Genomic DNA, 23,628 nt, shown 5'->3' with positions numbered 1-23,628 from the left:
CGCCCCACGAGCGCTCGGCCCACACCACAGGGAGCTTGGACAGTGGAGCTCGCTGCTGCACACCCGCACGGTGATCGCCCCGACTGCCCGGAAGCCTGGCAGCTGTACTCGTACTCGGCCTGGCGGAGGACGTGGATCGAGACACGTCGACGCGCTCGCGCTCGAGGAGGGGAAGAGCGATCAGGGAAGCGGGGTGGCCTCGACATGGATGACTCGGAGTTCCGTTCCGTCGCTGTCGCGGCGGGAGCGGCCCAGCATGCCGACGGCCAGGTGCGAGGGGTCCTCGGGGTCGTCGCGTGGGACGAAGGTGACGACGTCGGGGTGGTGGCTTGTCACCAGCCAGCCCTCGCCGGTGTTGAGTTCGAGCACACGGAAGTCGCCGGCCGAGGTGGCGACGTGTACGGGGCCGAACTCGCGGAGGATGCCAACGGCCTGTCCGGCGAGTTCACCGGCCGGGTTTTCCAGTACCACGCAGGTGCCGTGTTCGAACAGCACCCATGACTTGCCGGAGCCGGTGAGCAGACGCCGCCAGGCGTTGATGAGTGTCTCGGTGTCCACGGTGGTCATCATGGCGCACTCGCGCCTCCCGCCACGCCCGGGGGCAGAAGGGCGACGGGCTTGCCCTTCCGCCCCGGCCCACGACCCACGTCCCTCAGCCCACCACCTGCCACGGGCCGAAGCCGACCGACCCGCGGCCGGCCTGCCGGGCTATGGCCAGGCGGCCGTCCGGGCCGAGTACCGCGATCGTGGCGCGGCCGAGTGCGTCGAAGGCCGCGGCGGGGGCGTGGGCCGGGGGCCCGCCGAGGTCGTCGGTGGGGAGTTCCTGCCAGGGGTGGTCGCCGGGGAGGAAGCGGTAGGCGATGCCGCCCGGGTCGCTGAGGGTGGCCACCAGTGTGCCGGTCTCCGGGTCGGGGCCCGGAGCGCAGGCGATGGCGCCGAAGCCGCCGCGGCCGCCGATGGACACGGCCGGACTGTTCCACTGGCCGCCCGGGGCGTCTTCCTCGGCCATGAGCAGACGCCCTGTCTCGGGCTGCCGGTAGACCGTCATGACCCGGCCGTTCGGCTGCACAGCGGCCGCGGGGGGCGAGGCAGGGACCGTGAGCCGGAAGCGGGGGCCGCGCCGCAGTGGCCGGTCGTAAGAGCCCTGGGCCCAGTGGAAGACGCCTTCCCGGCTGGCGGCGAAGACCTCCACCCGGCCGTTCGGCGCGGTCACCGCCGCGAGGCCCTCCTGGAGTTCGTGGCCGCGCAGGTCCGTCCAACTGCCCCAGATACCGTCCGTCTCCTGGACGCGGGTGTGCAGGCCCTGTCCCCCGTTGCGCACGAAGAGGTGCATGCGTCCCATCGCGTCACGGGCGACGGCCGGCGTGCCCAGGTGCCGGTCGCGCCCGGGGTTCCCCGCCGAGGGGTTGCCCAGGATGATCCATTCGGTGAAACGCCCGTCCCGCTCGGCCTGTTCGAGCAGCACGATCTCCCGCCGCTGGGAGTGGTCGGGCCCCAGGTGCGACATGCGCCGGGCGAAGAGCTGCCAGCGGCCGTCCGGGGTCAGGCTCGCCGCGAGTCCCGGGGAGAGCGGCCCGCCGCCCAGGAAGAACGGTCCGCGCCACTGGCCGTTTCCGGGCTGGGTCTCCAGCCACACCGCGGCCTGCTGGTTGACCACGGCGAACGCCGTGAGGCGGCCGCGCGCGTCGCGGCCGAGCCAGGCCCCGTGCGGATGGCGCGGGGTGGTGCTCTGCACCCAGCCCGTGGTGCGCGCGCTCCAGCCGACCGCGTAGTCGCCGCTGCCGGCGGGGTCACCGCAGTCGTACCCGTCGGCAGCGCCGTAGAGGTTGAGGAAGTACTCCTTGAGCGAGATGGCCCGTGGGCCGAGGGTGTGCGGCCACCGCTCGTTGGAGTAGCCGCGGAAGGCCTCCACCACGAAGCTGCGGCCCTCGCCGGGGCCCTGGTAGCGGTCCAGCGCCAGCCATGAGAAGAGAGCGGTCGCGGTGTGGTCGCAGTGGTCGGCCAGATCGCCGAAGTCGTGGTGCTGCGGGAACCGTTCGTCGTGGACCAGGCGGTCCGGATCCGGGTCCATGGTGCGTACGAGGGTCGGCCCGACGAGGTCCAGGATCTGGACCAGCGTGTCCACCAGTCCGGTACGCGTGTACCAGTACCGCTCGTTCACCAGGCCGCCGCTCACCGCGAGCGTGGGGATCCGTTCGACCTCCTCCTGCCAGAGCACGTGCAGGCTGCGCGGCGGGCCGTCGGGCGTGCCGTGCTGGCAGATGTTGAGGAAGACCAGCTTCACCCAGGGCGCGTCGGCCAGGGTGTAGACCTCGGCGACGGCACCGCCCGTGGTGGGCAGGGTGGACGGGGTCCAGGGCGCGGTGCGGTCACCGAGGGCCATCGCGCCGTACGCGGCCTTGATGCCGTTCTGCCGTGCCTTCGCGTAGGCCTCCCGGTCCTCGGCGGGGGGCGCGATCTGCCAGGGGCGGGGGTTGCGTCCGTCGGCGTCTCCGCTGGTCAAGTAGACCGTCGTGGTGGGCGTGCCCGCCTTGATCGCCTGGAAGGTCGCGGGGTTCATGAAGTACAGGTCGTCGTCCGGGTGGGCGACGATCTGCACGACGGAGGCGGGGCTGGACACGGTGGATCGTCTTTCGTCGCTCTGGTCGGGTTCTTCGGTCCGGTCGGGGTGGGTCACAGCGGCCATCCGGGCAGATAGCCGGCGTGAGCGCGCCGGTTGCGCACGGATCCCGTCTCGAACTGGCTCGCCACCGGGAAGTAGCTCGGCAGGAAGGCCGCGAGGATCGCGTCCTGCTCCTCCTCCGACACGTCACCGTCGTGGTAGTCGTTGAGGCAGAACACGTCGTGGGGGCGCGCGGTCAGAATCCGGTTCAGCCGCGGACCGTGCTCGGCGAGGCCGACGTTGACGAAGCCGCAGGAGATGCTGCCCGGCACGCTGCGCTGGGTGAAGAAGCCGTAGTAGTGGTGCAGTGACGAGGCGACCGACACGTCGGTGCGACTGCGCAACTGGGCGCGCGCCGTGGCCGCCATCTCCTTGCCGTAGTCGCGCTCGATGTCGGCGAGCACGCTGCGGCGCAGCGGATACGGAGCATGCAGGAACGCATGTGTCAGCGTGTGCCCGAAGGACCGCTCGATCAGGGCCCGGTTGTTCTTCGCGGCGGTGATGTTGAACTCGTCCTCTTCCGAGATCGGGGACATCGGCACGGCCGTGGGTGACAGGAAGTGTTTGGCCTGCCCGTTGCCCAGGAAGAACGTGCCGGGCTGCACGGTCCGCCCGAGGATCATGTCGTCGTTGAAGTAGAGGAAGTGCTCGGCCAGCCCGTCGATGTAGTGCAACTGGCTCTCGATGGCGTGCGAGTTGTACGTGGGCAGCGCTCCGCGGTCGCCGAAGATCTCGGTGTGGTCGACGATGCGCACCCGGGGGTGGGAGACGTCCAGCCAGTGCGGGGTCTGCCGGTCGGTGACGATGTAGATGTTCCGGATCCACGGGGCGTACATGTCGATGGACCGCAGGGAGTAACGCAGTTCGTCGCGGTCGCGGAAGCGGGCGGCGCTGGTGGCCGAGTCCTGGGTGTCCATGCCCTTGGCGGCCAGGACGGCGTTCTTCCGCTCCAGCCAGTCGATGTCGGCGCCGTTCACCCAGGTGTAGACGGCGTCCACGGGGAAGTCGAGGTCGCCGACGATCGTCTGGTTGAAGGCCACGAGGGTGGGGTAGCGACGGCCTCCCAGGGTCATCGTGCTGCGCCGCATGGCGCTGTGCGGGACGCGGTCGCCGATCAGGGTCCGCGTGGGGGACTTGAGGTGGTCCTCGTCGTCCGGCTCGTCCTCCCAGAAGGTGATCGTGCAGCCGTAGACCGCGCCGAGGCGCAGCGTGCGGGACGGGGAGACGAGGCTCTGGTACACGCGGATGCCCGAGCAGGGGGTGCCGGAGTAGTCGCCCAGCAGGGCCACGAGGCCGGTCGCGATCGTCTTCTGGCCCTCGCTGAGCACGGAGGCGTAGACGGGCTCGTCCGCGTAACGGTCGGCGAGCGTCTTGAAGACGGCCTCGCGGTGGTCCGCGTGCACGGCGACCGTGTGCCGCACCATGCGGTCGCGTACGACCATGTACGGGATGCCCGCGCCTTCCAGGGCGTTCGCGGCCAGTGCGAGGTTCGCCTGGACCACGTCCCACGGGGACTCCCACTCCAGCTGCCGGCACACCTGGCCGCCGTCGTGCACCAGGCCCCGCCGCTCCAGCAGGCGCTGCTCCAGCGCGCGCTGGCCGCTCGTGCGGACCGATCCGGGGGGTGCGGGCGCGGCTTTCGGCAGGGCGCCGTCCGGACCACTGAGGTAGACGTGAACCGCCTGGCGTTCCGCCTTCGCCAGGTCGCGCCGTCCGCTCTCCCGCTCCGCCACGAGTTCGTGGAAGAGCCGCTCCCAGTGGGAGGTCACCACGGCGGACGAGAACCGGCTCGCGGAGGCGAGGGCCGCCGCTCCCATCCGGTGGCGCAGCTCGGAGTCCTCGATCAGCGATACGAGCGCGGAGGCCAGCGCGTCGGTGTCGCCGGAGGGGACCAGGAGGCCGGTGTGGCCGTCGATCACCACTTCCCGCGGGCCGTTGGGCGCGTCGTAGGAGACGACCGGGACGCCGGCCGCCTGCGCCTCCGCGAGCACCAGCCCGAACGCCTCGGTGCGCGAGGTGAGCAGGGCGATGCTGGCCTTGGCCCATTCCTCCGTCAGATAGCGCGAGTTGCTGTTGAGCTGCACGCAGTCGTGCAGGCCGAGCATGTCCATCTGCCGGCGCAGGGCGCCGCTGAGCGGCCCGTCCCCGAAGATGCGCAGCTGCCAGTCGGGGTGGAGCGCCGCCACCTTCGCCCAGGCGGTGAGGGCGTGGTCGATCTGCTTCTCCGCGACGAGCCGGCCGGCGATGACGACGGTCCGGGTCTCCAGGGTCGACCGGGGCCGGAAGCCGCTGGGCAGGGCGTTGGGCACCACTTCCAGGCGGGGAGCGGTCGCGCCGAGGGTCTCGGCGAACCACTCCCGGGTCCGCTCGCTCAGCACGGCCAGCGCGTCCAGCCGGGCGGCGTACCGCAGCAGCGGTTCACCGGTCGGGCCGCGCAGCTCGGAGACCCGGTGCTCCTGGTGAACGGTGATCACCCGGGCCGGGGTGAGCCGGACCGCCAGCGCCATCAGCGCGGGCGTCGTGGTGATCAGGACGTCGGTGTCGGTCTGCTGGAGGGCGTATTCGAGTTCGACGTCGCTGAGCCGGCTGAAGACGGGCTCCCAGGACCGGTCGACGATGTCGCTGGGCAGGGCGGCCAGAGCGGACCACACCGTGTCGTCCACGGTGCTGGGCCGCAGCGGCCGGGGCGTGTCCCCGGTGAGGTCGACCAGGTAGTCGACCCGCACCCGTTCGTCCGGCTGGAAGAACTGCTCGGGCTTGCTCTTGAAAACGCTGAGGACGCGGACGTCGTGCCGGGCGGCGAGTTCGGACGCCTGGTTGAACACGGCCCGTTCGGTGCCGCCGACGGCATCGGCCGTGGTCAGCAGGAATGTGATTTTCACTTCTCGGAGTTCAGTCTGCCTCGGGCATGCGCGTGCAGGTGACACGGAGGTTGCCTGCGGGGGTGTAGCGCGGTTGGACGATCATCGGGGTGCGGCCGGCCGGGGTCATCGCCATGCTGGGCATGGCGAAGACGCGCCGCGGGTTGCGGACGTCGTGGAGCCGTCTGCCGAGCCGTAGCGACGGCCCGGTCTCCTGGCACAGCACGACGTCCCAGTGCTCCGGTCTGGAGGAGCGCGGCTCCATCCGGTCCAGCGGCACCTCGGTCCGGTAGGTGTCCGGCCCCAGCGGGTGGACGGGCTGCCGGATCCGGCGCCCGGCGGCGACGAACTCGGCCCACGGGGTGTCCACCCGGGTACCCAGCACCCGGCAGTCGACGGTGACTCCGGCGTGCGACATGTGCACCTTGACCACCTCGACGGCCGGCCTCGGGGCCGAGCTGACGATCCGGGCGGTGCCGGTGACCGTACGCCCGACGCGGTGGCGTGCGCCGGTGACCGGGGAGGCCTCCATGGGCTTGGTGGGGCCCTCGTACGGCACCGGCGGCTCGAGGAGCAGCAGTGCCACGGACCGTTTGCGGCGCCCGGTGTACATCCGCAGCCGGAGCTTCCACCGTCCGGGCCCGGCGGGTACGCCCCCGACCTCCTCCCCCATCAGGATCGCGGCGTCCATGAGGAGTTCGCCGGCCGGCCCCCGGTACACGCGCGCCTCGGCGAGATGCCGCCTGCGGCGCCGGCGGAGCACGACGGCCGCACGGTCGGGCAGCGGGACGGAACGGGGCAGTACCGCGTGCAGGTTCACGGTCTGGCCGTCGAGGACGGCCGCGTATCGCAGGTGCGCGGTGCGGTTCTTCCGCAGGGGCACGAACAGGCGCAGCATCAGCCACAGGCGCACTGCGCGGAGCAGGGCGCGCCGACCGCGCGGCACGGTTCCGGACCCGCCGGACGAAGTGGCGGGGTTCGCGAGGGAAGTGGTCATGCCCTCGCTCCGTCCAGCTCCGCGGCCGGGGCCACCCGCGGTGCGGGTATGCCGGTGGCGCGCTCGTAGGGGCTCGGTACGGGGAAGTAGGCGTTCAGGAAGTCCGCGACCATACGGTCCTGGGTTTCCGGGTCGGCGGCCGTCACGGTGTCGTTCATGCAGAAGGTGTCGTAGTTGCGCCTGGCGAGCAGGGAGTTGAGACGGCGCTGGGCCAGGTCGTCCGCGAGGTCGATGTACTGGTACCGGATGTCCCCGGCCGTCGCGCGTGCCGAGTGGTACGCGTAGTAGTGGTACAGCGAGGAGACGACGGGTACGTCGTTCGGCGACCGGAAGCGGGAGTGCTGGGTGACCCGGTGCGCGTGGGCGTAGACCTGCTCGATCTCCGTCAGGACGCTGCGGCGCAGGGCGTGCGGGGTGTGCTTCATCTTCTGGGAGATGACGGTGCCGAACTGCTGGGCGATGAGTCCCCGGCTGTTCTTGCCGGCGGCGTTGACCGGCAGGTCCGTGGAGTCGGCGCGGCCCGACGGGATCAGCGCGTTCGACCGGAAGGACTTGGACAGCCCGTTGGGGTGGAAGAACTTCCCGGGCTGCACGGGCCTGCCGAAGAAGACGTCGTCGTTCAGGTAGAGGAAGTGCTCGGAGAGCTCCGGGATGTGGTGCAACTGACTCTCGATCGCGTGGGAGTTGAACGTCGGCAGCGCGGCCGGGTCCGAGAAGATCTCGCTGTGGTCGACCACCCTGATCCCGGGGAAGGCGGTGTCGAGCCAGGAGGGCACCTGCCCCGCCGTGACGAGGAAGATGGTCCGGACCCAGGGCGCGTACTGGTGGATCGACCGCAGCGAGTACCGCAGTTCGTCGCGGCTGACGTAGCGCGAGTCGTTCGCCGCCTGCTCGTGCAGTGTGTCGTCGCCGGTGTCCCGTTCGAGCACCCGCCGGGTCGCCTCCTTGCGGGCGCGCCAGAGGGGGTCGGAGTCGTCGACCCAGGTGTAGACGACGTCGATCGGGAAGAGATGGTCGTCGGGCAGGGCGGCGGCGAACTCCGGCAGGGTGCGGGCCTGTCCGGTGGTGTACATGGCCGGCACTGCGCTGAATCGTTTCTGCTCGACCTGGCAGTGGCCCGCGTCCACCGGGACCTCGGCCACCACGCGGTTCGGGCGGGGTGCCACGAGCCAGCCCTCCTGCTCGGCCCAGAACTCGATGTCACAGCCGGACTCACGGCCGAAGGCCAGGTTCCCGGTGGGGTCGCAGACGTGCCACGCCATGCGCAGCACGGGCTGCGCGCGCAGGGCACGCCAGCTCGCCGCCGAGGCCCCCGGCCGCACCCGGCCCGGGGAGACACTGCCGACATAGCCGGGGTGGTGCCCGCAGGCGGTCCGCAGGATGTCCTCCACATCGGACCGCAGGCGCTCCGGCACCGCCACGCAAGGGTTGGCCGACGCGGTGCCGCGCACACAGAAGTAGTCGATCCCGGCCTCTTCCAGCAGGGTGACCAGGATGTGCAGGTTCCGCGCCCGGGCGGCCCAGGCGGTGATCCCCGGCACCTCGACGGCCCAGCGGTGCCTGCCGTCGGTGCGTACGACCCGCAGCGGACCGGCGGGAGTGTGCCGGACGCCGGCGCGGCGCCCGTTGCCGAGTGCCCCTGCCACCAGGGCGGAACGCACGGCGTCGGCGGCGGTCAGCGAGCGCATCACCGCCGCGCGCAGCGGGCGCGGCACCCGCCGGACGATCTGACGCCGGGCTTCGACCGGCACGAGCGACCGGTACGTCGACACGAGCGCGCTCGCCTCGGGATTGTTCCCACTCACGTGACTTCCGCACCATCCACGTCCAGGCGGCAGCAGGCTGCCGGACACGGCTGTCGAGCCGCCGCCCGAGGCGCACACGACCACAGCCACCCCCCTTGCTTCTCACCCGTCGAGGACAGGCGAGCCCCCCTCGGTCGCGCACCCCCCTCATCCCCAGGCCCGGGTTCGCGACCACCGGAACACTCCGGACGAATCCGGTAGGTTCCGTGCGACAATAGTTTAATCTTCAAAGCCGCACATATCTTCACTGTACATTCACTGACTGTCAACCAAGCGTCCACATGGCGAAAAGTGGATGTGCTGGGTCTATAGTTCGGGCACGCCACGGCGTCAGAGCCGCGCAGGCCCGGTCCCTCCCCCACTCGTGCCCTGCCCACGTGCGAAACACGGCATCGAACAGGTGAGTTGAGGAAGGAACCGGTCATGACGCATGCCCCGACGGAGCCGGGCACCAGCAGCGGATCGAGACACGAGCCGTCGGATGCCCCGGCCGGCCCACCGCCGCGTCGCCGCCGGCGGCGCGTCGTGCGCTGGATCGTGGGCTGTGCCATGGTGCTGATCACAGCCGCGGGCGCGACGGGCTACTGGCTCTACCGCGACCTCGACTCCAACATCAAGGGTGTCGACCTCGACCGGGCCATCGGTGACGACCGGCCGCCGAAGCTGCCGACGTCCGGTCAGAACCTGCTGGTCCTCGGCTCGGACTCACGGGCCGGCGCCAACGCGGCGCTCGGCACGGGCCACGTGTCCGGGGCGCGTTCGGACACCGCGCTGGTCGTCCACATACCCGAGGGCCGCAAGCGGGCCGTCGCGGTCAGCATTCCCCGTGACACCCTGGCGACCCGCCCCGAGTGCACCGGACGGGACGGGACGAAGCTGGCCGGGGCGAAGCGCGTGATGTTCAACTCCGTCTACTCGCTGGCCGGTCCGGCCTGTGTCGTCAAGACGGTGGAGCAGATGTCCGGAGTGCGGATGGACCACTTGGTGGAGATCGACTTCGCGGGCTTCAAGGAACTCGTCGACGCGATAGGCGGCGTGACCGTCACCGTCGGCCAGGACATCCACGACACCTCCAGCGGCCTGGACATCACCGCCGGCACCCACCGGCTGAACGGCACCCAGGCCCTTCAGTTCGTCCGCACCCGGCACGGCATCGGAGACGGCAGCGACCTCGGACGCATCGGGCTCCAGCAGAAGTTCCTGACGGCCCTGCTCACCGAGATCAAGCACCAGGACCTGCTGGGCAGCCCCGCCAAGGCCTACACGATCGCCGACGAACTCACCGCGTCGCTGACCACCGACTCCCGGCTCGCCTCCCTCACCAAGCTCGCCGAGTTCGGCCGCAGCGTGAACGGTATCGACCCGGCCGGCATGGAGACGATCATGCTCCCGGTGCGCTACGACACCCAGGACCCCAACCGGGTCGTGGCCGCCCAGCCCCAGGCCAACCAGCTGTGGCGGGCGCTGCGGAAGGACGGGACCATCCCCGCGTCGGCGCGGAAGTCCCCGGCCCGGGGCGGCCGTACCCCCTGAGTGCCCGGGTCCGAGCCCCGGGCCTGCGACCGGCGGCTCAGATCTGCCGCCACGCCTCCAGTGCCAGCCCCGGCTCGTCCTTGCGGCGGGTGAGGAGGAGTTGGCCGGTGGAGGGGGACAACGTTGCCGCGACCACCCGGTCGGCGGCGTCGACCGCGAGGGACACCAGCGCGTCGACGGGAAGCCGCGGGCCCGACTCCGACCACCAGGCGCCCGCCGACTCCTCCTGCGTGGGATACGCGGCGAACGCCACCCGACCGCTCGCCGAACGCTGGGCCAGCAGGGTGCAGTCGTGCCCGTCGAGGTCGCAGCGGACCGCGGTGACCGGCCCGGACCCGGCCGAGGGCAGCAGGGCGACGGGCTTGCCGCCGGGGCGCCAGGCGCACAGGTCGCCCGCGTCGTCGGTGTAGAAGACAGTGGTGCTCTCGGGGGAGGTGGCCAGCGCGTGGAGGGTGCCGGGCCGGACCGCGGCCTCCACCGCCTCCTCCAGCACCGGCTGCGCCCCGGGATCCTCCTGGTGCCAGCGCAGGATGCCGCCCGGGACGGCCGCGTACGCCTCCACCCGCCCGGACTCCCCCGTCACCGCCACCGGTCCGCCCTGGACGTCCCGGCCCTTGAGGTCGCGCCAGGGCCCCCAGCCGCCCTTCTCCTTCTGGGCGAGCATGCTCACCCCGCCGCCCTTGTTGCGTACGAAGACATGGGCGCGGCCCTGCGCGTCGACCGCGACGGCGGGGGTGCCGGTGCGCTCGCCCTTCTTGTCGGGGTGGCCGATGGGGCTCCAGTCCAGGGCGGCCAGGAGCGGGCGGAAGTGCGTGGAGTGCACGAGGCCCGACTCGCCGTTGGCGGTGGGCCGCCAGGAGACCAGGTGGGCGTAGCCGTCGGCGCCCTGACCTACGGCGAGGACGGGGTGCAGCTTCTGGTCGCCGCCCACCTTGCGCGGTGCGCCCCAGGGGCCGCCGGGTGCGCGCTCCGCCCGGCACAGGACGGCGTCACCGGACGGGAGGTAGACGCTGAGGCGGCCGTCTCTGCCGCGTAGGAGCCAGTCGCCGTTCACCGGTTCACTTTAAGCCGGGGCGGTCGGCCGTCGTGGACCGGCCCTCTCCGGGCGGTGGCCGTGGGACCCTGGTCGCATGGATGCGGAAGCCCCCGTGCTGGTGATCGTCGACGCCGCGAATGTCGTCGGGTCGGTGCCCGACGGCTGGTGGCGGGACCGGAAGGGGGCCGCCGAACGGCTGCGTGACCGGCTGGCCGAGCAGGGGCTGCCCGGCCGTCCGAGCCCGGTGGAGATCCTGCTGGTGGTCGAGGGGGCGGCCCGTGGCGTGGAGTCCGTGCCCGGCGTACGGGTGGACTCGGCGCCCGGCAGCGGCGACGACCGGATCGTCGAGCTGGTCGCCCAGGAGCCCCACCGCCCCAGGCTGGTCGTCACGGCCGACCGGGAACTGAGGGCCCGGGTCACCGCGTTGGGAGCTGAGGTGACGGGCCCGCGGACGGTGCTCGGCTAAAGCCCGTTGCGCGTGCCGGGCGTCGCTGGGCTGGGGGCACCTCCCGGCCGAAGGCTGGGGGAGGGACTTTCGCAACAGGCCCTATTCGCCACCGAGGAGACGGACCTCCGCGCGGCCCTGCGCTCCGGGGCCACCCGACGAGGAGATCGCCCGCATCTGGCGCCTGGCCATGTGGTCCTGTGGAGAGAGTCCGGGCAGCGGAGCTGACCGGCCCGCGGACGGTGCTCGGCCGTCCGGTCTGACAATTCCCGTCGTCCGCCCGAAGGACGGACCCCGCGCCCGCCGCGATCGGGGTGCCCCTGCGCAAGCGTGTTCGAGCGTGGGGGGAGGCCCTGGTGCCGGGTGTCGCCGGGCTGGAGGCACCGGCGCCTCCCGGCCGAAGCCTGGGGCCTTCTCAACAGGCCCGGGCCGGGCCCCGCGCTATTCCCCCGTCACCCTGGCGTACAGCACCGCCCCGTCCACCTTCTGCACCGGCTCGTAGCGTGCCGCCAGCAGTCGTTCGAGGGTCGGTACGCGGTCGGGGGCGTACGGCTCGCCGCGGGAGTCGTCGACCACCAGGGCCGGGGCGTGGGCGGTCAGCTCCGCGCGGAAGACCGGCCAGGCGCCCGCGACGGCGTACTTCTCGCCGACCTGCGGGCCGTCCCGGCCACCGCTGTAGTTGGTGAGGAGGCCTGCGGTGAGGAAGCGGCTGGCGGGGGTGCGGTCGGCGAGCCAGTACGTCTCCGGGTGTATGCCCCACAGCAGGACACGGTCGGCCGGCCCGGTGCGCTGGGCGACGGCGGCGGCGAGGCGCTGAGCGTGGGCGAGCTCGGGGCGGGGCGCGAGCAGGCCCCAGGTGAGGAACAGGACGCAGCAGCCGGCCGAGGTGAGGACGGCGGCGGTCAGCCGTTCACGGGGCAGGAGCCGCAGCGCGGCCGTCGCCGACAGGACGAGCGGCGGGATGAGTTGCAGGTAGTAGTGGCCGAAGAAGTGGAAGCCGAGTACCACCGCCACCGCCGAGGAGGCCGCCCACAGCCACAGGTCCGCCGGTCCCGTGCGGGCCATGCGCCTCGCCCGCACCACCGGCGGGACCAGGCCCGCGCAGGCCACGCCCAGGATCGCCGCGTTGGTCAGGCCTCGGACGAGGACGTGGAGTTCGGAGCCGGTGAAGGAGGCGTACGCCCCCGAGCCGGTGACCGTCCAGAACAGGAAGCCCGCCGGGTCGGTGACCAGGGCGGCACCCAGCACCGGCAGGGTCAGTCCGGCGGCCAGCCGCGGCAGCGCGGTGCGCGGGACGCCGTACCGGTGCAGCAGCCAGGCCACCGGCACCAGCACCGCCCCACCCGTCTGCTTGGCGAGGAAGGCACAGGCGACGGCCAGCCCGGCGGCGCCCCAGCGGTGGCGGTCCGCGCACCACATGGCGGCGGCCGTACAGGGCAGCATGAACACCTCGAAGCCGGCGGCCTGCGCGTCCTCGGGGTTGAGCCCGACGGAGACCAGCAGGTACAGCACTCCGGCCGTACGGCCCGCCCGGTCGCCCCAGCGCCGCCGGGCCAGCGAGGCCAGCAGTGCCGCGGTGAGCAGCTGCGCGAGGACCGCGAGCACCCGGACCGGGGTCAGCGTCGCGGAGCCGTGGACCGAGAAGGCGGCCTCGTACAGCCACGGCACGAGCGGCGGCTTGCGGTCCACGACCGTCTCGTACAGCCGGCCGCCGTGCGCCAGTATCCGGGCCTGTACGGCGAGATAGCCCTCGTCCGGATTCCACAGCGGCCGGGCGAAGGAGGGGATCCTGGTGACGCAGGCCAGTGCGGCCAGCAGGGGCAGCAGCCGCGTCCAGTACCCCGGGCGGGCGACTGCGGACCGTGGTGGGGCGAACGGCGCGGCGACCATGCACAGCACGCTATCCGGCCCTGCGGCCTCCGACAGAGCAGGACATACGGGACGGGTCAGGACGAGAGTGACAAAGCGTCGGTCAGGGGGTGCTCCCGTTCGGGTGCGTGACCTCGTCGCCGGTGGTCTCCCCGCTTCGGCCGAGGCGGCTGTGCGAGCGGCTGTAGAGGAAGTACACGACGAAACCGATCGCCATCCAGATGGCGAACCGGAGCCAGGTCTCGGCCGGCAGGTTCACCATCAGCCACAGTGACGCGCACACCGACAGGATCGGGATGAAGGGCACCAACGGGGTCCGGAAGGACCTCGGCAGGTCGGGGCGGGTCCGACGCAGGATGACCACGCTGATCGCGACGACGACGAAGGCGAAGAGCGTGCCGATGTTCACCAGCTCGGCGAGCTGGCTGAGGCTGGTGAACCCCGCGACGACCGCGATCACCACGCCGAGCAGGATGGTCGGCCGGTACGGGGTGCGGAACCTCGGATGGGTGTGGGAGAAGAACCGGGGCAGCAGTCCGTCACGGCTCATCGCGAAGAAGATCCGGGACTGGCCGAGCAGCAGGATCATGCAGACGGTGGTCAGCCCGATGGCGGCGCCGAAGCTGATGAGTCCCGCGTACCACGGGTGCCCGGTGGACTTGAAGGCGTCGGCGAGCGGCGCGTCCACGGAGAGCGCGCTGTACTTCTGCATGCCGGTCACGACGATCGACACGGCCACGTACAGCGCGGTGCAGATGATCAGGGAGCCGAGAATGCCGCGCGGGACGTCGCGCTGCGGGTTGCGTGTCTCCTCGGCGGCGGTGGCCACGACGTCGAAGCCGATGAACGCGAAGAACACGACCGAGGCCGCGGTGAAGATGCCCATGACGCCGAAGTTGGAGGGCGCCCAGCCGAACATCAGCTGGATGAGCGGTGCTTTGAGGTTGCCGCCCGCCGCCACGGGCTGCGACTTCGGGATGAACGGGTGGTAGTTGGAGCTGTTGACGAAGAAGGCACCCGCGATGATGACGACGAGGACGACGGCCACCTTGATGGCGACGACGACCGAGGTGACCCGCGCGGAGAGCTTCATGCCGAGGACGAGGATGGCGGTGAGCACCAGCACGAGGGCGGCGGCGAGAATGTCGAATCCGAAACCGGGGTTGGTGTCCCTGCCGCTGAGCGCCGCGGGCAGATGCCAGCCGGCGTTGTCCAGCAGCGAATGGATGTAGCCGGACCATCCGACGGCGACCACCGCCGTACCGAGCGCCAGCTCCAGCACCAGGTCCCAGCCGATGATCCAGGCGGGGAGCTCGCCGAGCGAGGCGTAGGAGAAGGTGTAGGCGGAGCCCGCGACCGGCACCGTGGAGGCGAACTCGGCGTAGCAGAGGGCGGCGAGCGCGCAGACGATACCGGCCGCGACGAAGGCCAGGGAGACGGCGGGGCCCGCGGTGTTCTTGGCCGCGGCACCGGTCAGGACGAAGATGCCGGTGCCGATGATGACGCCGACGCCGAAGACCGTGAGGTCGAGCGCGGACAGCGACTTTCTGAGCGCGTGTTCGGGTTCCTCCGTGTCGAGGATCGACTGTTCGACCTTCTTCGTACGGAAGAGGGTGCTGCTCACGGGCCTACCTCCCACACGCTCGTCGTCCTCGACATGATCGAGAGGGCTGGGGATGCGTATGCCCCGGCACAGGCAGGTTCACGCAAAAGAGCCGGTTCCGCCACCGGGAAGAGTGGGGGGAACCGGCCCTCAGCCGTGATGCCTAGTCGCGCGCGGGCTCCACCGAGTCGATCTCGGCGGCGGGGCGGTCGAACCTGCCGTCCAGCTTCGAGACCAGGCCGGTGACCTGTCGGGCGATGTCGGGGGCGGTCAGCCCGATCTCGGTCATCACCTCGGCACGGGAGGCGTGGTCGAGGAAGCGCGGCGGGATGCCGAAGTCACGCAGCGGCACGTCGACGCCGGCGTCCCGCAGGGCCTGGGCGATCGCCGAGCCGACGCCGCCCGCGCGGCTGTTGTCCTCGACGGTGACGACCACGCGGTGCCGCTCGGCGAGCGGGGCCATGGCCTCGTCGACGGGCTTGACCCAGCGCGGGTCGACGACGGTGGTGGAGATGCCCTGGCGGTCGAGCAGGCCGGCGATCTCCAGGCACATGGGGGCCAGGGCGCCGACGGAGACGAGCAGCACGTCGGGCCGGTCGGTGCCGGGCTCGCGCAGCACGTCCATGCCGCCGACGCGGCCGACGGCCGGAACGGCGGGGCCGACGGCGCCCTTGGAGAAGCGGACCACGGTCGGCGCGTCCGTCACCTCGACGGCCTCGCGCAGCTGGGCGCGCACCTGGTCGGCGTCGCGCGGCGCGGCCAGCCGGAGCCCCGGCACGACCTGGAGGATCGACATGTCCCACATGCCGTTGTGCGAGGCGCCGTCGGTACCGGTGATACCGGCCCGGTCCAGTACGAACGTCACACCGCACTTGTGCAGGGCGACATCCATCAGCACCTGGTCGAAGGCACGGTTGAGGAAGGTGGCGTACACCGCGAAGACCGGGTGCAGACCGCCGGTGGCGAGGCCGGCCGCGGACACCGCGGCGTGCTGCTCGGCGATGCCGACGTCGTACACCCGCTCGGGGAAGGCCTTGGCGAACTTGTCGAGGCCGACGGGCTGGAGCATCGCGGCCGTGATGGCGACGATGTCCCCCCGCTCCCCGCCCAGCTTGACCATCTCGTCGCCGAAGACCGAGGTCCAGTCGGCGCCGGAGCTGGCGATCGGCAGACCGGTGTCCGGGTGGATCTTGCCGACGGCATGGAAGCGGTCGGCCTCGTCCTGGAGGGCGGGCTGGTAGCCGCGGCCCTTCTCGGTGAGGCAGTGCACGATCACCGGGCCGCCGAAGCGTTTGGCCCGCGCCAGCGCCGACTCCAGCGCCTCGATGTCGTGGCCGTCGATCGGGCCGACGTACTTCAGCCCGAGGTCCTCGAACATGCCCTGCGGGGCGATGAAGTCCTTGAGCCCCTTCTTGGCGCCGTGCAGCGTCTCGTACAGCGGCTTTCCGACGACCGGGGTGCGGTCGAGGATCTCCTTGGTCCGCGCGAGGAAGCGCTCGTACCCGTCGGTCGTCCGCAGCGTGGCCAGGTGGTTGGCGAGACCGCCGATGGTCGGTGCGTACGACCGCTCGTTGTCGTTGACGACGATGACGAGCGGGCGGTCCTTGGCCTCGGCGATGTTGTTGAGCGCCTCCCAGGCCATGCCGCCGGTCAGCGCGCCGTCACCGATGACCGCGACGACGTGGCTGTCGCGTTCGAGGATCTGGTTGGCCTTCGCGAGGCCGTCGGCCCAGCCGAGGACCGTCGAGGCGTGGCTGTTCTCGATGACGTCGTGCTCGGACTCGGCCTGCGAGGGGTAGCCCGACAGGCCGCCCTTCATCTTCAGCCTGGAGAAGTCCTGTCGGCCGGTCAGCAGCTTGTGCACATAGGACTGGTGTCCGGTGTCCCACAGCACCTTGTCCTTCGGGGATTCGAAGACACGGTGCAGGGCGATGGTGAGCTCCACCACGCCCAGGTTGGGGCCGAGGTGGCCGCCGGTCTTGGAGACGGCGTCGACGAGGAAGGTCCGGATCTCCTCTGCCAGCTGGTCCAGCTCCTCCAGGTTGAGCCGGTCCAGATCGCGCGGTCCCCTGATGCGGGTCAGCAGCGGCACCCGTGCCTCCTTGCAGTAAAAGCTGATCGAGCTGTTGCCGGGCTCGTCGAGTCTAATGTTCCGATGTTGCGCACGGCGTCCGGGCGGTGCGTGATGCGTCACGCGATCGGCAGTACCCAGCTGACACGCCCCCACGACACACCAGTGCCCGGCGCCTTGAAGGCACCGGGCAAGGCTCTGTCGGCATGCCGGGCAACCGGAGCGCCCCAAAGGGGCGCGGGGTACTGCGCGACCAGCCACGACGGACCGGTACTCGCAGAACCACCGCGCCCCTGCGGCGACTAGGCGAACCGTTTACGCACGCCCGGCGGCCTTCTGGCTACGACGCGACACCGAGTCGATGACCACCGCGCCCAGCAGCACCGCACCGGTGATCATGTACTGGATCGACGTGTTCATGTTCAGCAGGTCCAGACCCGTCTGGATCGACTGGATCACCAGCATGCCCAGCAGCGCGGACCACACCGACCCACGGCCACCGAAGAGGCTCGTACCGCCGATGACCGCCGCGGCGATCGCCAGCATCAGGGTGTTACCGCCACCGGCGTTCAGCGTCGCGCTCGCGGTCTGCCCCGCGAAGAACATGCCGCCGATCGCCGCGAAGCCACCGGAGATGGCGAACACGGTGATACGGACCATCGGCACGCTGATACCGGCACGGCGGGCCGCCTCGATGCCGCCACCGACCGCGAAGACCTTGCGGCCGTACGTCGTACGGCGCAGTACGAAGTCCACGACGACCAGCGCCGCGAGGAAGATCACCAGGGCGTTGGAGACACCTTCGGCGTTGTTCAGCACGGCCGCGGCGACGAAGGACGCGACGGCGAGCAGACCGACACGGATGAGGATCTCGCTGGTGGGCCGGAAGGGCACACCGGCCGCGCGACGGCGGCGCTGCTCGTTGAACGAGCCCACGGCCGTCAGCACGACACCGAGGCCGGCCAGCAGGTAGGCGCCGATGATGGCCTGGTCCATGAAGAAGGAGCTCTGGCCGAAGAGGTGCACCGGGCCGGAGTCGGCCGGGATGTTGATCGTGCCGCTGTCGCCCAGCAGCCACAGCATCAGACCGTTCCAGCCGAGGAAGCCGGCCAGTGTCACGACGAATGCGGGTACGCCGATCTTGGCGAAGAACCAGCCGTGCAGCGCGCCGATGCCGATGCCGGTGACGATCGTGAGGACGAGCGCCAGCCACTCGTTCATGCCGTGGTTGACGACGAAGACGGCGAACACTGTGGACGCCAGACCGCTGACCGAGCCGACGGAGAGGTCGATCTCGCCGAGCAGCAGCACGAACACGAGGCCGATGGCGAGCATGCCGGTGGCCGAGAGGAAGTAGCTGATGCTGGACAGGTTGTCGGCGCTGAGGAAGCGGTCGTTCTTCGCCTGGAAGATGGTCCAGATGATGATCAGACCGATGACGACCGGCAGCGAGCCCAGCTCGCCACCCTTGATCTTCCGCTTGAACTCGGTGATGTAGCCCTTGAAGCCCTCTTCACGGACCAGCAGGCGCGGGTCGACGACGGGGACGGCCGCGGACGCGGGGTCCTCGACGGAGGAGACGGTGTCCTTGGACACGACGGGCTCCGGGTCCTGCTTCACGGTGTTCGACGTCTCGCTCACTTTGCCGCCTCCGGGGTGCGACGCCCCGCACGACGGGTCACGGCGTTGTCCGTGGCACCGGTGATCGCGGCGATGATCTCTTCGTGGCTGGTGTCCTTCACGGAGAAGGAGCCGTTGTTCTTGCCCAGGCGCAGCACGGCGACGGTGTCCGCGACGGCCTTGACGTCCGCCATGTTGTGGCTGATGAGGATGACGCCGAGGTTGCGCTCGCGCAGCCGCTCGACCAGGTCGAGGACCTGCGCGGTCTGCTCGACACCGAGGGCGGCGGTGGGCTCGTCGAGGATGACCACCTTCGGGTCACCGATCAGGGCGCGGGCGATGGCCACGACCTGGCGCTGACCGCCGGAGAGGCTGGCGATCGGGATGCGGACGCTCGGGATGCGGATCGAGAGCGTGCTCAGCAGCTCACGGGCCTGCTTCTCCATCGACACCTCGTCGATGACGCCCCGGTGCAGCAGCTCGCGCCCCAGGAAGAGGTTGCCGACCACGTCGAGGTTGTCGCACAGCGCGAGGTCCTGATAGACCGTCGCGACGCCGAGCCCCTGGGCGTCGTGCGGCTTGTTGATGCTGACCGCGTTGCCCTCCCACTCGATGACGCCCTCATCGATGGGGTGGACACCCGCGATCGTCTTGACCAGGGTGGACTTACCTGCGCCGTTGTCGCCCACCAGGGCGACCACTTCTCCGGCGTGGACCTCCAGTTCGACGTCGGTGAGGGCCTGGACCGCACCGAATCGCTTGGAGACTCCGCGCAACGCCAGCACGGGCGTAGCGGACACGTGAACCATCTCCTTCGCCGCCTGACCGGCGGGGATGCCGCGCTTGGGGGACAGGCGCGGAGGGACGTGCGAATGCACGTGGTCAACAAGATGAACATGCGCGAATCCGCCGCCGTTGGCAACGGGTCCGTCCGACGCCCGCCCGGCAGCGGGGTATGAAGGCCGGGGCGGGCGTCGGAGGAGTTCGCGGTTCCGCCGGGCGGTCACCGGCCGCTCGACGGCGGCCGGTACCGGCGGAGGGTCGCTCCTGCGAGCGGGTGACTACTGGAGGCCGGCGGCCTTGCAGGCCTTGGCGAACTCAGCGGTGCAGATGTCCTGGACGGTGTAGACCTTGTCCTTGAGCACCGTGTCCTTGATGTTGGCCTTGGTGACCGACACCGGGGTCAGCAGCTGCGAGGGCACCTTGTCACCGGAGCCGCTGGTCTGCGTCGTGGTGGCGAGGGAGGAGATGCTCTTGCCCTGGAGGATGTCGACGGCCAGCGTGGCGGCGGCGTCGGCCTCCGGCTTGAAGGCCTTGTAGACCGTGGAGGACTGGGTGCCGGCGACGATGCGCTGGATACCCGCGAGCTCCGCGTCCTGACCGGTCAGCGGGATGCCGCTGATGCCGGCGCCCTTGAGGGTGGTGGCGATACCGCCGGCCATGCCGTCGTTGGCGGAGTAGACGCCCGCGATCTTCTTGGCGCCCAGCTGCGTGATGGCCGCCTTCATCTTCTGCGCGGCGACGGAGTCCTTCCACAGGCCGGACTGCTCGTAGGCGATGTCGACCTTGCCGTCGAGGGCGTCGTGGGCACCCTTCTTGAACTGGCCCGCGTTCGGGTCGGCGTCGTCACCGTTGATCATGACGACCTTCGACTTCTTGGTGGCCTTGGAGCCGAGCGAGTCGATCAGCGCCTGGCCCTGGAGCTGGCCGACCTTGACGTTGTCGAAGGAGACGTACGCGGAGACCGGGCCCTGGGCGAGGCGGTCGTACGCGACGACCTTGATGCCCTTGTTCACGGCGGTCTGGATGGAGGACTTGATGGCGGCAGAGTCCTGGGCGCTGATCACGATGACCTTGACACCCTTGGTGATCATGCTGCTCACCTGCTGGGCCTGCTTGGCCGCGTCGCCGGCGGCGTTCGCGTACTCGACCTTGCAGTCGGCGCAGAGCTCCTTGACCTTCGCCTCGAAGAGCGGGTGGTCGAACTTCTCGTAGCGCGCGGTGACGCTGTCGGGGAGCAGCAGACCGATGGTCTTGCTGCCGCCACCGGAGGAGCTGCTGCCGGAGTCGTCCTTCTTGTCGCCGGCCTTGCCACAGGCGGCCATCGACAGGGCCATCGAAACCGCCGCGGTTCCGATCACGACTCTACGCATCGTTGCGTTCATTTGGGGGTGCCTCCCTGACAGGGCCGCAACGCTGCGGCCGAGGTGGCTGGAAGTCAACTCGGCCACACGTGCGACGTCAAGAAGTAAATACTTAACGAGATGGCAACGGCGTCATTCGTTCTCTAAGTGAAGGCGGGTGCCGCGACCGCCAAGGTGCTGTCCAAAAGGGTTGAATCACCCATTTCACTGAGGGCGAGGGCGAGGGCTCCGAGCACCTCCGCGCGGCCCCCGAGGGCCCCCGGGAGCACCGACAGCTGGCGGGCGGCACTGGGGATGGCGTAGCGGCCGACGGACTCTCTGATCGGCCCCAGGACGAGCTCTCCGGCCTCGGCCAGGTCGCCGCCGAGGACCACCCGGCTCGGGTTCAGCAGATTGCAGAGGTTGGCCACGCCGCTGCCGATGTGGCGGCCGACGTCGGCGATCACCCGACGGCAGCCCGGGTCCCCGTCCCGGGCCAGCCGGACGACGCCTTCCATGGTCAGGTCGGTGCCGTGGCTGGACTGGAGGAGCGGGAGCACGTAGCGGGCGGCCGCGAAGGTCTCCAGGCAGCCGCGGTTCCCGCAGCGGCAGACCGGTCCGGCTTCGTCGAGCGTGATGTGTCCGATCTCGCCCGCCGTGCCGCCGGGGCCGCGGTAGATCATCCCGTTGATCACCAGGCCGGCGCCGACACCGCTGGCGACCTTGATGTAAGCAAGATCACGTACGCCGCGCCCGCTGCCCCAGACCAGTTCGCCCAGGGCGCCGAGGTTGGCGTCGTTGTCCACGTGCACGGGCACGCCGAGCCTGGCTCTGAGTTCCTCGGCCGGGCGGGCGCCGGTCCAGCCCGGCAGGATGGCGGTCGAGCCCAGCGTCCCGGACTCGACGTCGATCGGACCGGGTACGCCGACGCCGACGCCGGCGATCTTGGAACGGTCGACGCCGGTCGCCTCGATCAGGCGGTTGACCAGTTCCTCCGCCCGGTCGAAGCCCTGGGTCGCGGAGGCGTCGACGTCCAGGGGCTCGGACTCCTCGGCGAGCACCTGGTGCGCGAGGTTCCCGATCGCGACGCGCAGGTGGGTGTGCCCGAAGTCGACACCGATGACGATGCCCGCGTCACCGCTGAGGGAGACGCTGCGGGCCCGCCGGCCGCCGGCCGAGGTGGGGGTCACCTCGACGGTCCCGCCGTCCTTCAGTTCCCGCACGATGTTGGAGACCGTCGCGGCGGACAGCCCGGTCGTCCGCGCGATCTCGGCCTGCGTGAGCGACCCGGCCAGCCGCACCGCCCGTACGACCCGTTCCAGGTTGGCTCGGTGCAGCGATGACTGCGACCCCGGAGTCTCCATCGACCCATCCACTCCCGCCATCGGCCGGGCGGCCCCTGCGCCGCCCGTGGCCCAGGTCACATCTACGGAACCGGGCCACTTACAAGTTATGAACTCCAAGCTCTGCTGAACGGCTTACCGCAGTCAAGTCCTTGACGGAAATCGCTGTCGGATCTTATGTTCCGCCCGCGACACCCGCAGGACCCCCGCAGTCCACCTCGGAGCAGGGCGGGAGCCGGTCCGAAGAGGGTTCGGGGGGCCGGCGGGGCGGCTGTGGGGACCTGACGAGGCGGCGCGGACGGGCTGCGGGGATCATTCAGCCGCGGAACCCATGGGAGCCGAAGGGCGGCCGGCCGCACCGGCCGCCATCGCCGCCATCCGCCGCGCTCGCCGGTACCGGGTCTCCGGGCCCGCGGGCGGCTCGTCACCACTCGAGTTCGTCGGGGATGCCGGGCAGCTGCGGCGGGCGTTCCCCCGGAGCGATCTCCGGGCGTGAGTGCCCGCCGCTCCTGGGGGAAATCCCTCTGAGCAGGTAGAGAAGGTTCCTGACGGCGTTCGGGAAATCGTGGAGTTCGCCGTAGTCCAACGCGGTCTCGACTTCGGTCAGAAGTCTGCTGAGATCTTCGTCCGACGCCCGCTCCGCTGTCGCGATGAGCTTTTCGAGCCGCTCGGACGTCCCCCATTCATGGAGCATTCCCTGAAGGGCGTCGTTGTCCTCCGTCGCCAGAAAGTCGAGCGCTCGTGGCAGATAGTCCCTCCAGCCCTCTTCGATCTCCCAGCCGGGAAGTGCCTCCCCCTGCCATCTGACCAGCGCCTTGATGAGGAAGAGCAGCCACGCGAGAGTCTTTCTCCGCGCGGCCGTCATCCTCTGGGTGACGCGTCGCGCACCCAGCAGGGTGTAGTCGACCGTGGCGGAAGCGCCCGCTCCCACCACCGCGAACCCGACGGTCTCGTACCAGTCGTTGTGCATCCCGATGGCGCTGAAGGCAGCACCCGTGGCACCGGCCGCGAAGCTCCTCAGGAAGGCGTTCCGGTTGTGCATCCTCGCCTGGATCTGCTGCTCGGTCAGCCCGACCTCTATCTCGTGCAGCATTCTGTCGCGAGCATGGTTCTGGGAGTCGGTGGGAGGCCCTGTCGGGTCGTTCAGAACATGCGCCGTGGCCAGCTGGAAGTTTCTGGCGAAGATTTCGGCCTGGCCTTCTCCACCGGGGAAGGACACGTAATCGAGGGCCAGTCTTCCCTTCTCGCTCCTCGCGGCTTCATGCGCCCATCTGCGTAAGCGCTCCTGAAACGAGTCGCGCTCCGGGCCGCGGAACTCCGGGTATCTGACCCCGTGCGTCACCCAGCGCCTGAACCAGTGCCCCAGCTTCGCGAAGAACCCCTCGCTCTCCATGGGTATGGAGGTCTTCATCAGCACTCTGGTCATACTCGTGGCGGCTTCCCTGATCCGCTGGGGCGCCACGTCCTGGACTCCCATGAGCAGCGCCAGGACGACGGATCGCCGGACCAGGTACTTGAACCACTGGCGCTGCGTCCAGGTCCGCAGCCCCCACTTGGCGCCTTTGTAAGTCGTCGACAGTGCACGCCCGACACTCAGATCTGTCACGGTCAGCACTTTAATGACTATGCGATGCCCACGGACAGCGCTTTTTCACCACCT

General features: G+C 70.5%; 16 protein-coding genes and 1 pseudogene. 3 read left to right on the top strand and 14 right to left on the bottom strand.

The features are described from left to right. Positions 1-180: 180 nt before the first annotated feature. The 5 genes from ACWGJM_RS33835 to ACWGJM_RS33815 all read right to left on the bottom strand — a co-directional run bounded on the left by ACWGJM_RS33835 (position 181) and on the right by ACWGJM_RS33815 (position 8,208). Complete coding sequence (locus ACWGJM_RS33835) at positions 181-567, bottom strand: hypothetical protein (protein ID WP_453415590.1); 387 nt, start codon at positions 565-567, stop codon at positions 181-183. An 85-nt stretch (positions 568-652) separates the two neighbouring features. Then, positions 653-2,686, bottom strand: coding sequence for a PIG-L family deacetylase (locus ACWGJM_RS33830; RefSeq protein WP_453415576.1), 2,034 nt, complete (start codon positions 2,684-2,686; stop codon positions 653-655). Beyond that, positions 2,674-5,544, bottom strand: coding sequence for a stealth conserved region 3 domain-containing protein (locus ACWGJM_RS33825; protein ID WP_453415575.1), 2,871 nt, complete (start codon positions 5,542-5,544; stop codon positions 2,674-2,676). Before ACWGJM_RS33825 ends, ACWGJM_RS33830 begins: the two co-directional genes overlap by 13 nt. 10 nt (positions 5,545-5,554) lie before the next feature. Beyond that, the gene (locus ACWGJM_RS33820) at positions 5,555-6,520 is read right to left on the bottom strand and encodes a hypothetical protein (RefSeq protein WP_453415574.1); all 966 of its coding nucleotides are present in this window, start codon (positions 6,518-6,520) and stop codon (positions 5,555-5,557) included. Further along, positions 6,517-8,208, bottom strand: coding sequence for a stealth family protein (locus tag ACWGJM_RS33815; RefSeq protein ID WP_453415589.1), 1,692 nt, complete (start codon positions 8,206-8,208; stop codon positions 6,517-6,519). Before ACWGJM_RS33815 ends, ACWGJM_RS33820 begins: the two co-directional genes overlap by 4 nt. Before the next feature lie 540 nt (positions 8,209-8,748). On the opposite strand from ACWGJM_RS33815, the gene ACWGJM_RS33810 reads away from it, so the two are divergent. Continuing rightward, positions 8,749-9,858, top strand: a complete 1,110-nt coding sequence (locus ACWGJM_RS33810) for an LCP family protein (protein WP_453415573.1) — start codon at positions 8,749-8,751, stop codon at positions 9,856-9,858. Between the two features lie 37 nt (positions 9,859-9,895). Here the strand turns inward: ACWGJM_RS33810 and ACWGJM_RS33805 are convergent, their stop codons facing one another. Then, entirely contained in the window at positions 9,896-10,912 is a 1,017-nt protein-coding gene (locus ACWGJM_RS33805) for a hypothetical protein (RefSeq protein ID WP_453415572.1), read from the bottom strand. Positions 10,913-10,988: 76 nt separating this feature from the next. Between ACWGJM_RS33805 and ACWGJM_RS33800 the strand changes: the two genes are divergently transcribed. Together ACWGJM_RS33800 and ACWGJM_RS33795 are read left to right on the top strand one after the other, a co-directional pair. Next, a complete protein-coding gene (locus ACWGJM_RS33800) occupies positions 10,989-11,360 on the top strand; it encodes an NTP pyrophosphohydrolase (RefSeq protein ID WP_453415571.1) in 372 nt (123 codons plus the stop codon). A gap of 78 nt (positions 11,361-11,438) precedes the next feature. Continuing rightward, positions 11,439-11,577, top strand: a pseudogene (locus ACWGJM_RS33795) (GTP 3',8-cyclase MoaA); the annotation flags it as partial. Between the two features lie 203 nt (positions 11,578-11,780). Here ACWGJM_RS33795 and ACWGJM_RS33790 read toward each other — a convergent pair. From ACWGJM_RS33790 to ACWGJM_RS33755, 8 genes are all read right to left on the bottom strand, one after another. After that, the gene (locus ACWGJM_RS33790; protein ID WP_453415570.1) at positions 11,781-13,229 is read right to left on the bottom strand and encodes an ArnT family glycosyltransferase; all 1,449 of its coding nucleotides are present in this window, start codon (positions 13,227-13,229) and stop codon (positions 11,781-11,783) included. 82 nt (positions 13,230-13,311) lie between these two features. Further along, complete coding sequence (locus tag ACWGJM_RS33785; RefSeq protein ID WP_453415569.1) at positions 13,312-14,832, bottom strand: amino acid permease; 1,521 nt, start codon at positions 14,830-14,832, stop codon at positions 13,312-13,314. Positions 14,833-14,974: 142 nt separating this feature from the next. After that, positions 14,975-16,903 (bottom strand): 1-deoxy-D-xylulose-5-phosphate synthase, encoded by a 1,929-nt coding sequence (dxs, locus tag ACWGJM_RS33780; protein ID WP_453415568.1) that lies wholly within the window; start codon positions 16,901-16,903, stop codon positions 14,975-14,977. 294 nt (positions 16,904-17,197) lie between these two features. Beyond that, a complete protein-coding gene (locus ACWGJM_RS33775; protein WP_453415567.1) occupies positions 17,198-18,523 on the bottom strand; it encodes a sugar ABC transporter permease in 1,326 nt (441 codons plus the stop codon). Then, positions 18,520-19,311 carry an ATP-binding cassette domain-containing protein gene (locus ACWGJM_RS33770; RefSeq protein ID WP_453415588.1) on the bottom strand — a complete coding sequence of 264 codons (792 nt, stop codon included), beginning with the start codon at positions 19,309-19,311 and terminating at the stop codon, positions 18,520-18,522. Before ACWGJM_RS33770 ends, ACWGJM_RS33775 begins: the two co-directional genes overlap by 4 nt. A gap of 252 nt (positions 19,312-19,563) precedes the next feature. Next, the gene (locus tag ACWGJM_RS33765; protein ID WP_453415566.1) at positions 19,564-20,667 is read right to left on the bottom strand and encodes a sugar ABC transporter substrate-binding protein; all 1,104 of its coding nucleotides are present in this window, start codon (positions 20,665-20,667) and stop codon (positions 19,564-19,566) included. A gap of 122 nt (positions 20,668-20,789) precedes the next feature. Then, entirely contained in the window at positions 20,790-21,989 is a 1,200-nt protein-coding gene (locus ACWGJM_RS33760; RefSeq protein WP_453415565.1) for an ROK family transcriptional regulator, read from the bottom strand. 403 nt (positions 21,990-22,392) lie between these two features. Next, a complete protein-coding gene (locus tag ACWGJM_RS33755; RefSeq protein ID WP_453415564.1) occupies positions 22,393-23,583 on the bottom strand; it encodes a hypothetical protein in 1,191 nt (396 codons plus the stop codon). Positions 23,584-23,628 lie beyond the last annotated feature (45 nt).

The organism is Streptomyces sp. NPDC054834 (assembly GCF_053611185.1).
Note: the sequence above shows the minus strand (reverse complement) of the source record. Positions and strands in the feature narration are given on the sequence as shown.

What these genes read in the sequence shown, in the direction of transcription:
- ACWGJM_RS33835 (WP_453415590.1), bottom strand. Translation starts at nt 567, where the DNA reads ATGACCACCGTGGACACCGAGACACTCATCAACGCCTGGCGGCGTCTG.
- ACWGJM_RS33830 (WP_453415576.1), bottom strand. Translation starts at nt 2,686, where the DNA reads ATGGCCGCTGTGACCCACCCCGACCGGACCGAAGAACCCGACCAGAGC.
- ACWGJM_RS33820 (WP_453415574.1), bottom strand. Translation starts at nt 6,520, where the DNA reads ATGACCACTTCCCTCGCGAACCCCGCCACTTCGTCCGGCGGGTCCGGA.
- ACWGJM_RS33815 (WP_453415589.1), bottom strand. Translation starts at nt 8,208, where the DNA reads ATGCGCTCGCTGACCGCCGCCGACGCCGTGCGTTCCGCCCTGGTGGCA.
- ACWGJM_RS33810 (WP_453415573.1), top strand. Translation starts at nt 8,749, where the DNA reads ATGACGCATGCCCCGACGGAGCCGGGCACCAGCAGCGGATCGAGACAC.
- ACWGJM_RS33800 (WP_453415571.1), top strand. Translation starts at nt 10,989, where the DNA reads ATGGATGCGGAAGCCCCCGTGCTGGTGATCGTCGACGCCGCGAATGTC.
- ACWGJM_RS33790 (WP_453415570.1), bottom strand. Translation starts at nt 13,229, where the DNA reads ATGGTCGCCGCGCCGTTCGCCCCACCACGGTCCGCAGTCGCCCGCCCG.
- ACWGJM_RS33770 (WP_453415588.1), bottom strand. Translation starts at nt 19,311, where the DNA reads ATGGTTCACGTGTCCGCTACGCCCGTGCTGGCGTTGCGCGGAGTCTCC.
- ACWGJM_RS33765 (WP_453415566.1), bottom strand. Translation starts at nt 20,667, where the DNA reads ATGAACGCAACGATGCGTAGAGTCGTGATCGGAACCGCGGCGGTTTCG.
- ACWGJM_RS33760 (WP_453415565.1), bottom strand. Translation starts at nt 21,989, where the DNA reads ATGGAGACTCCGGGGTCGCAGTCATCGCTGCACCGAGCCAACCTGGAA.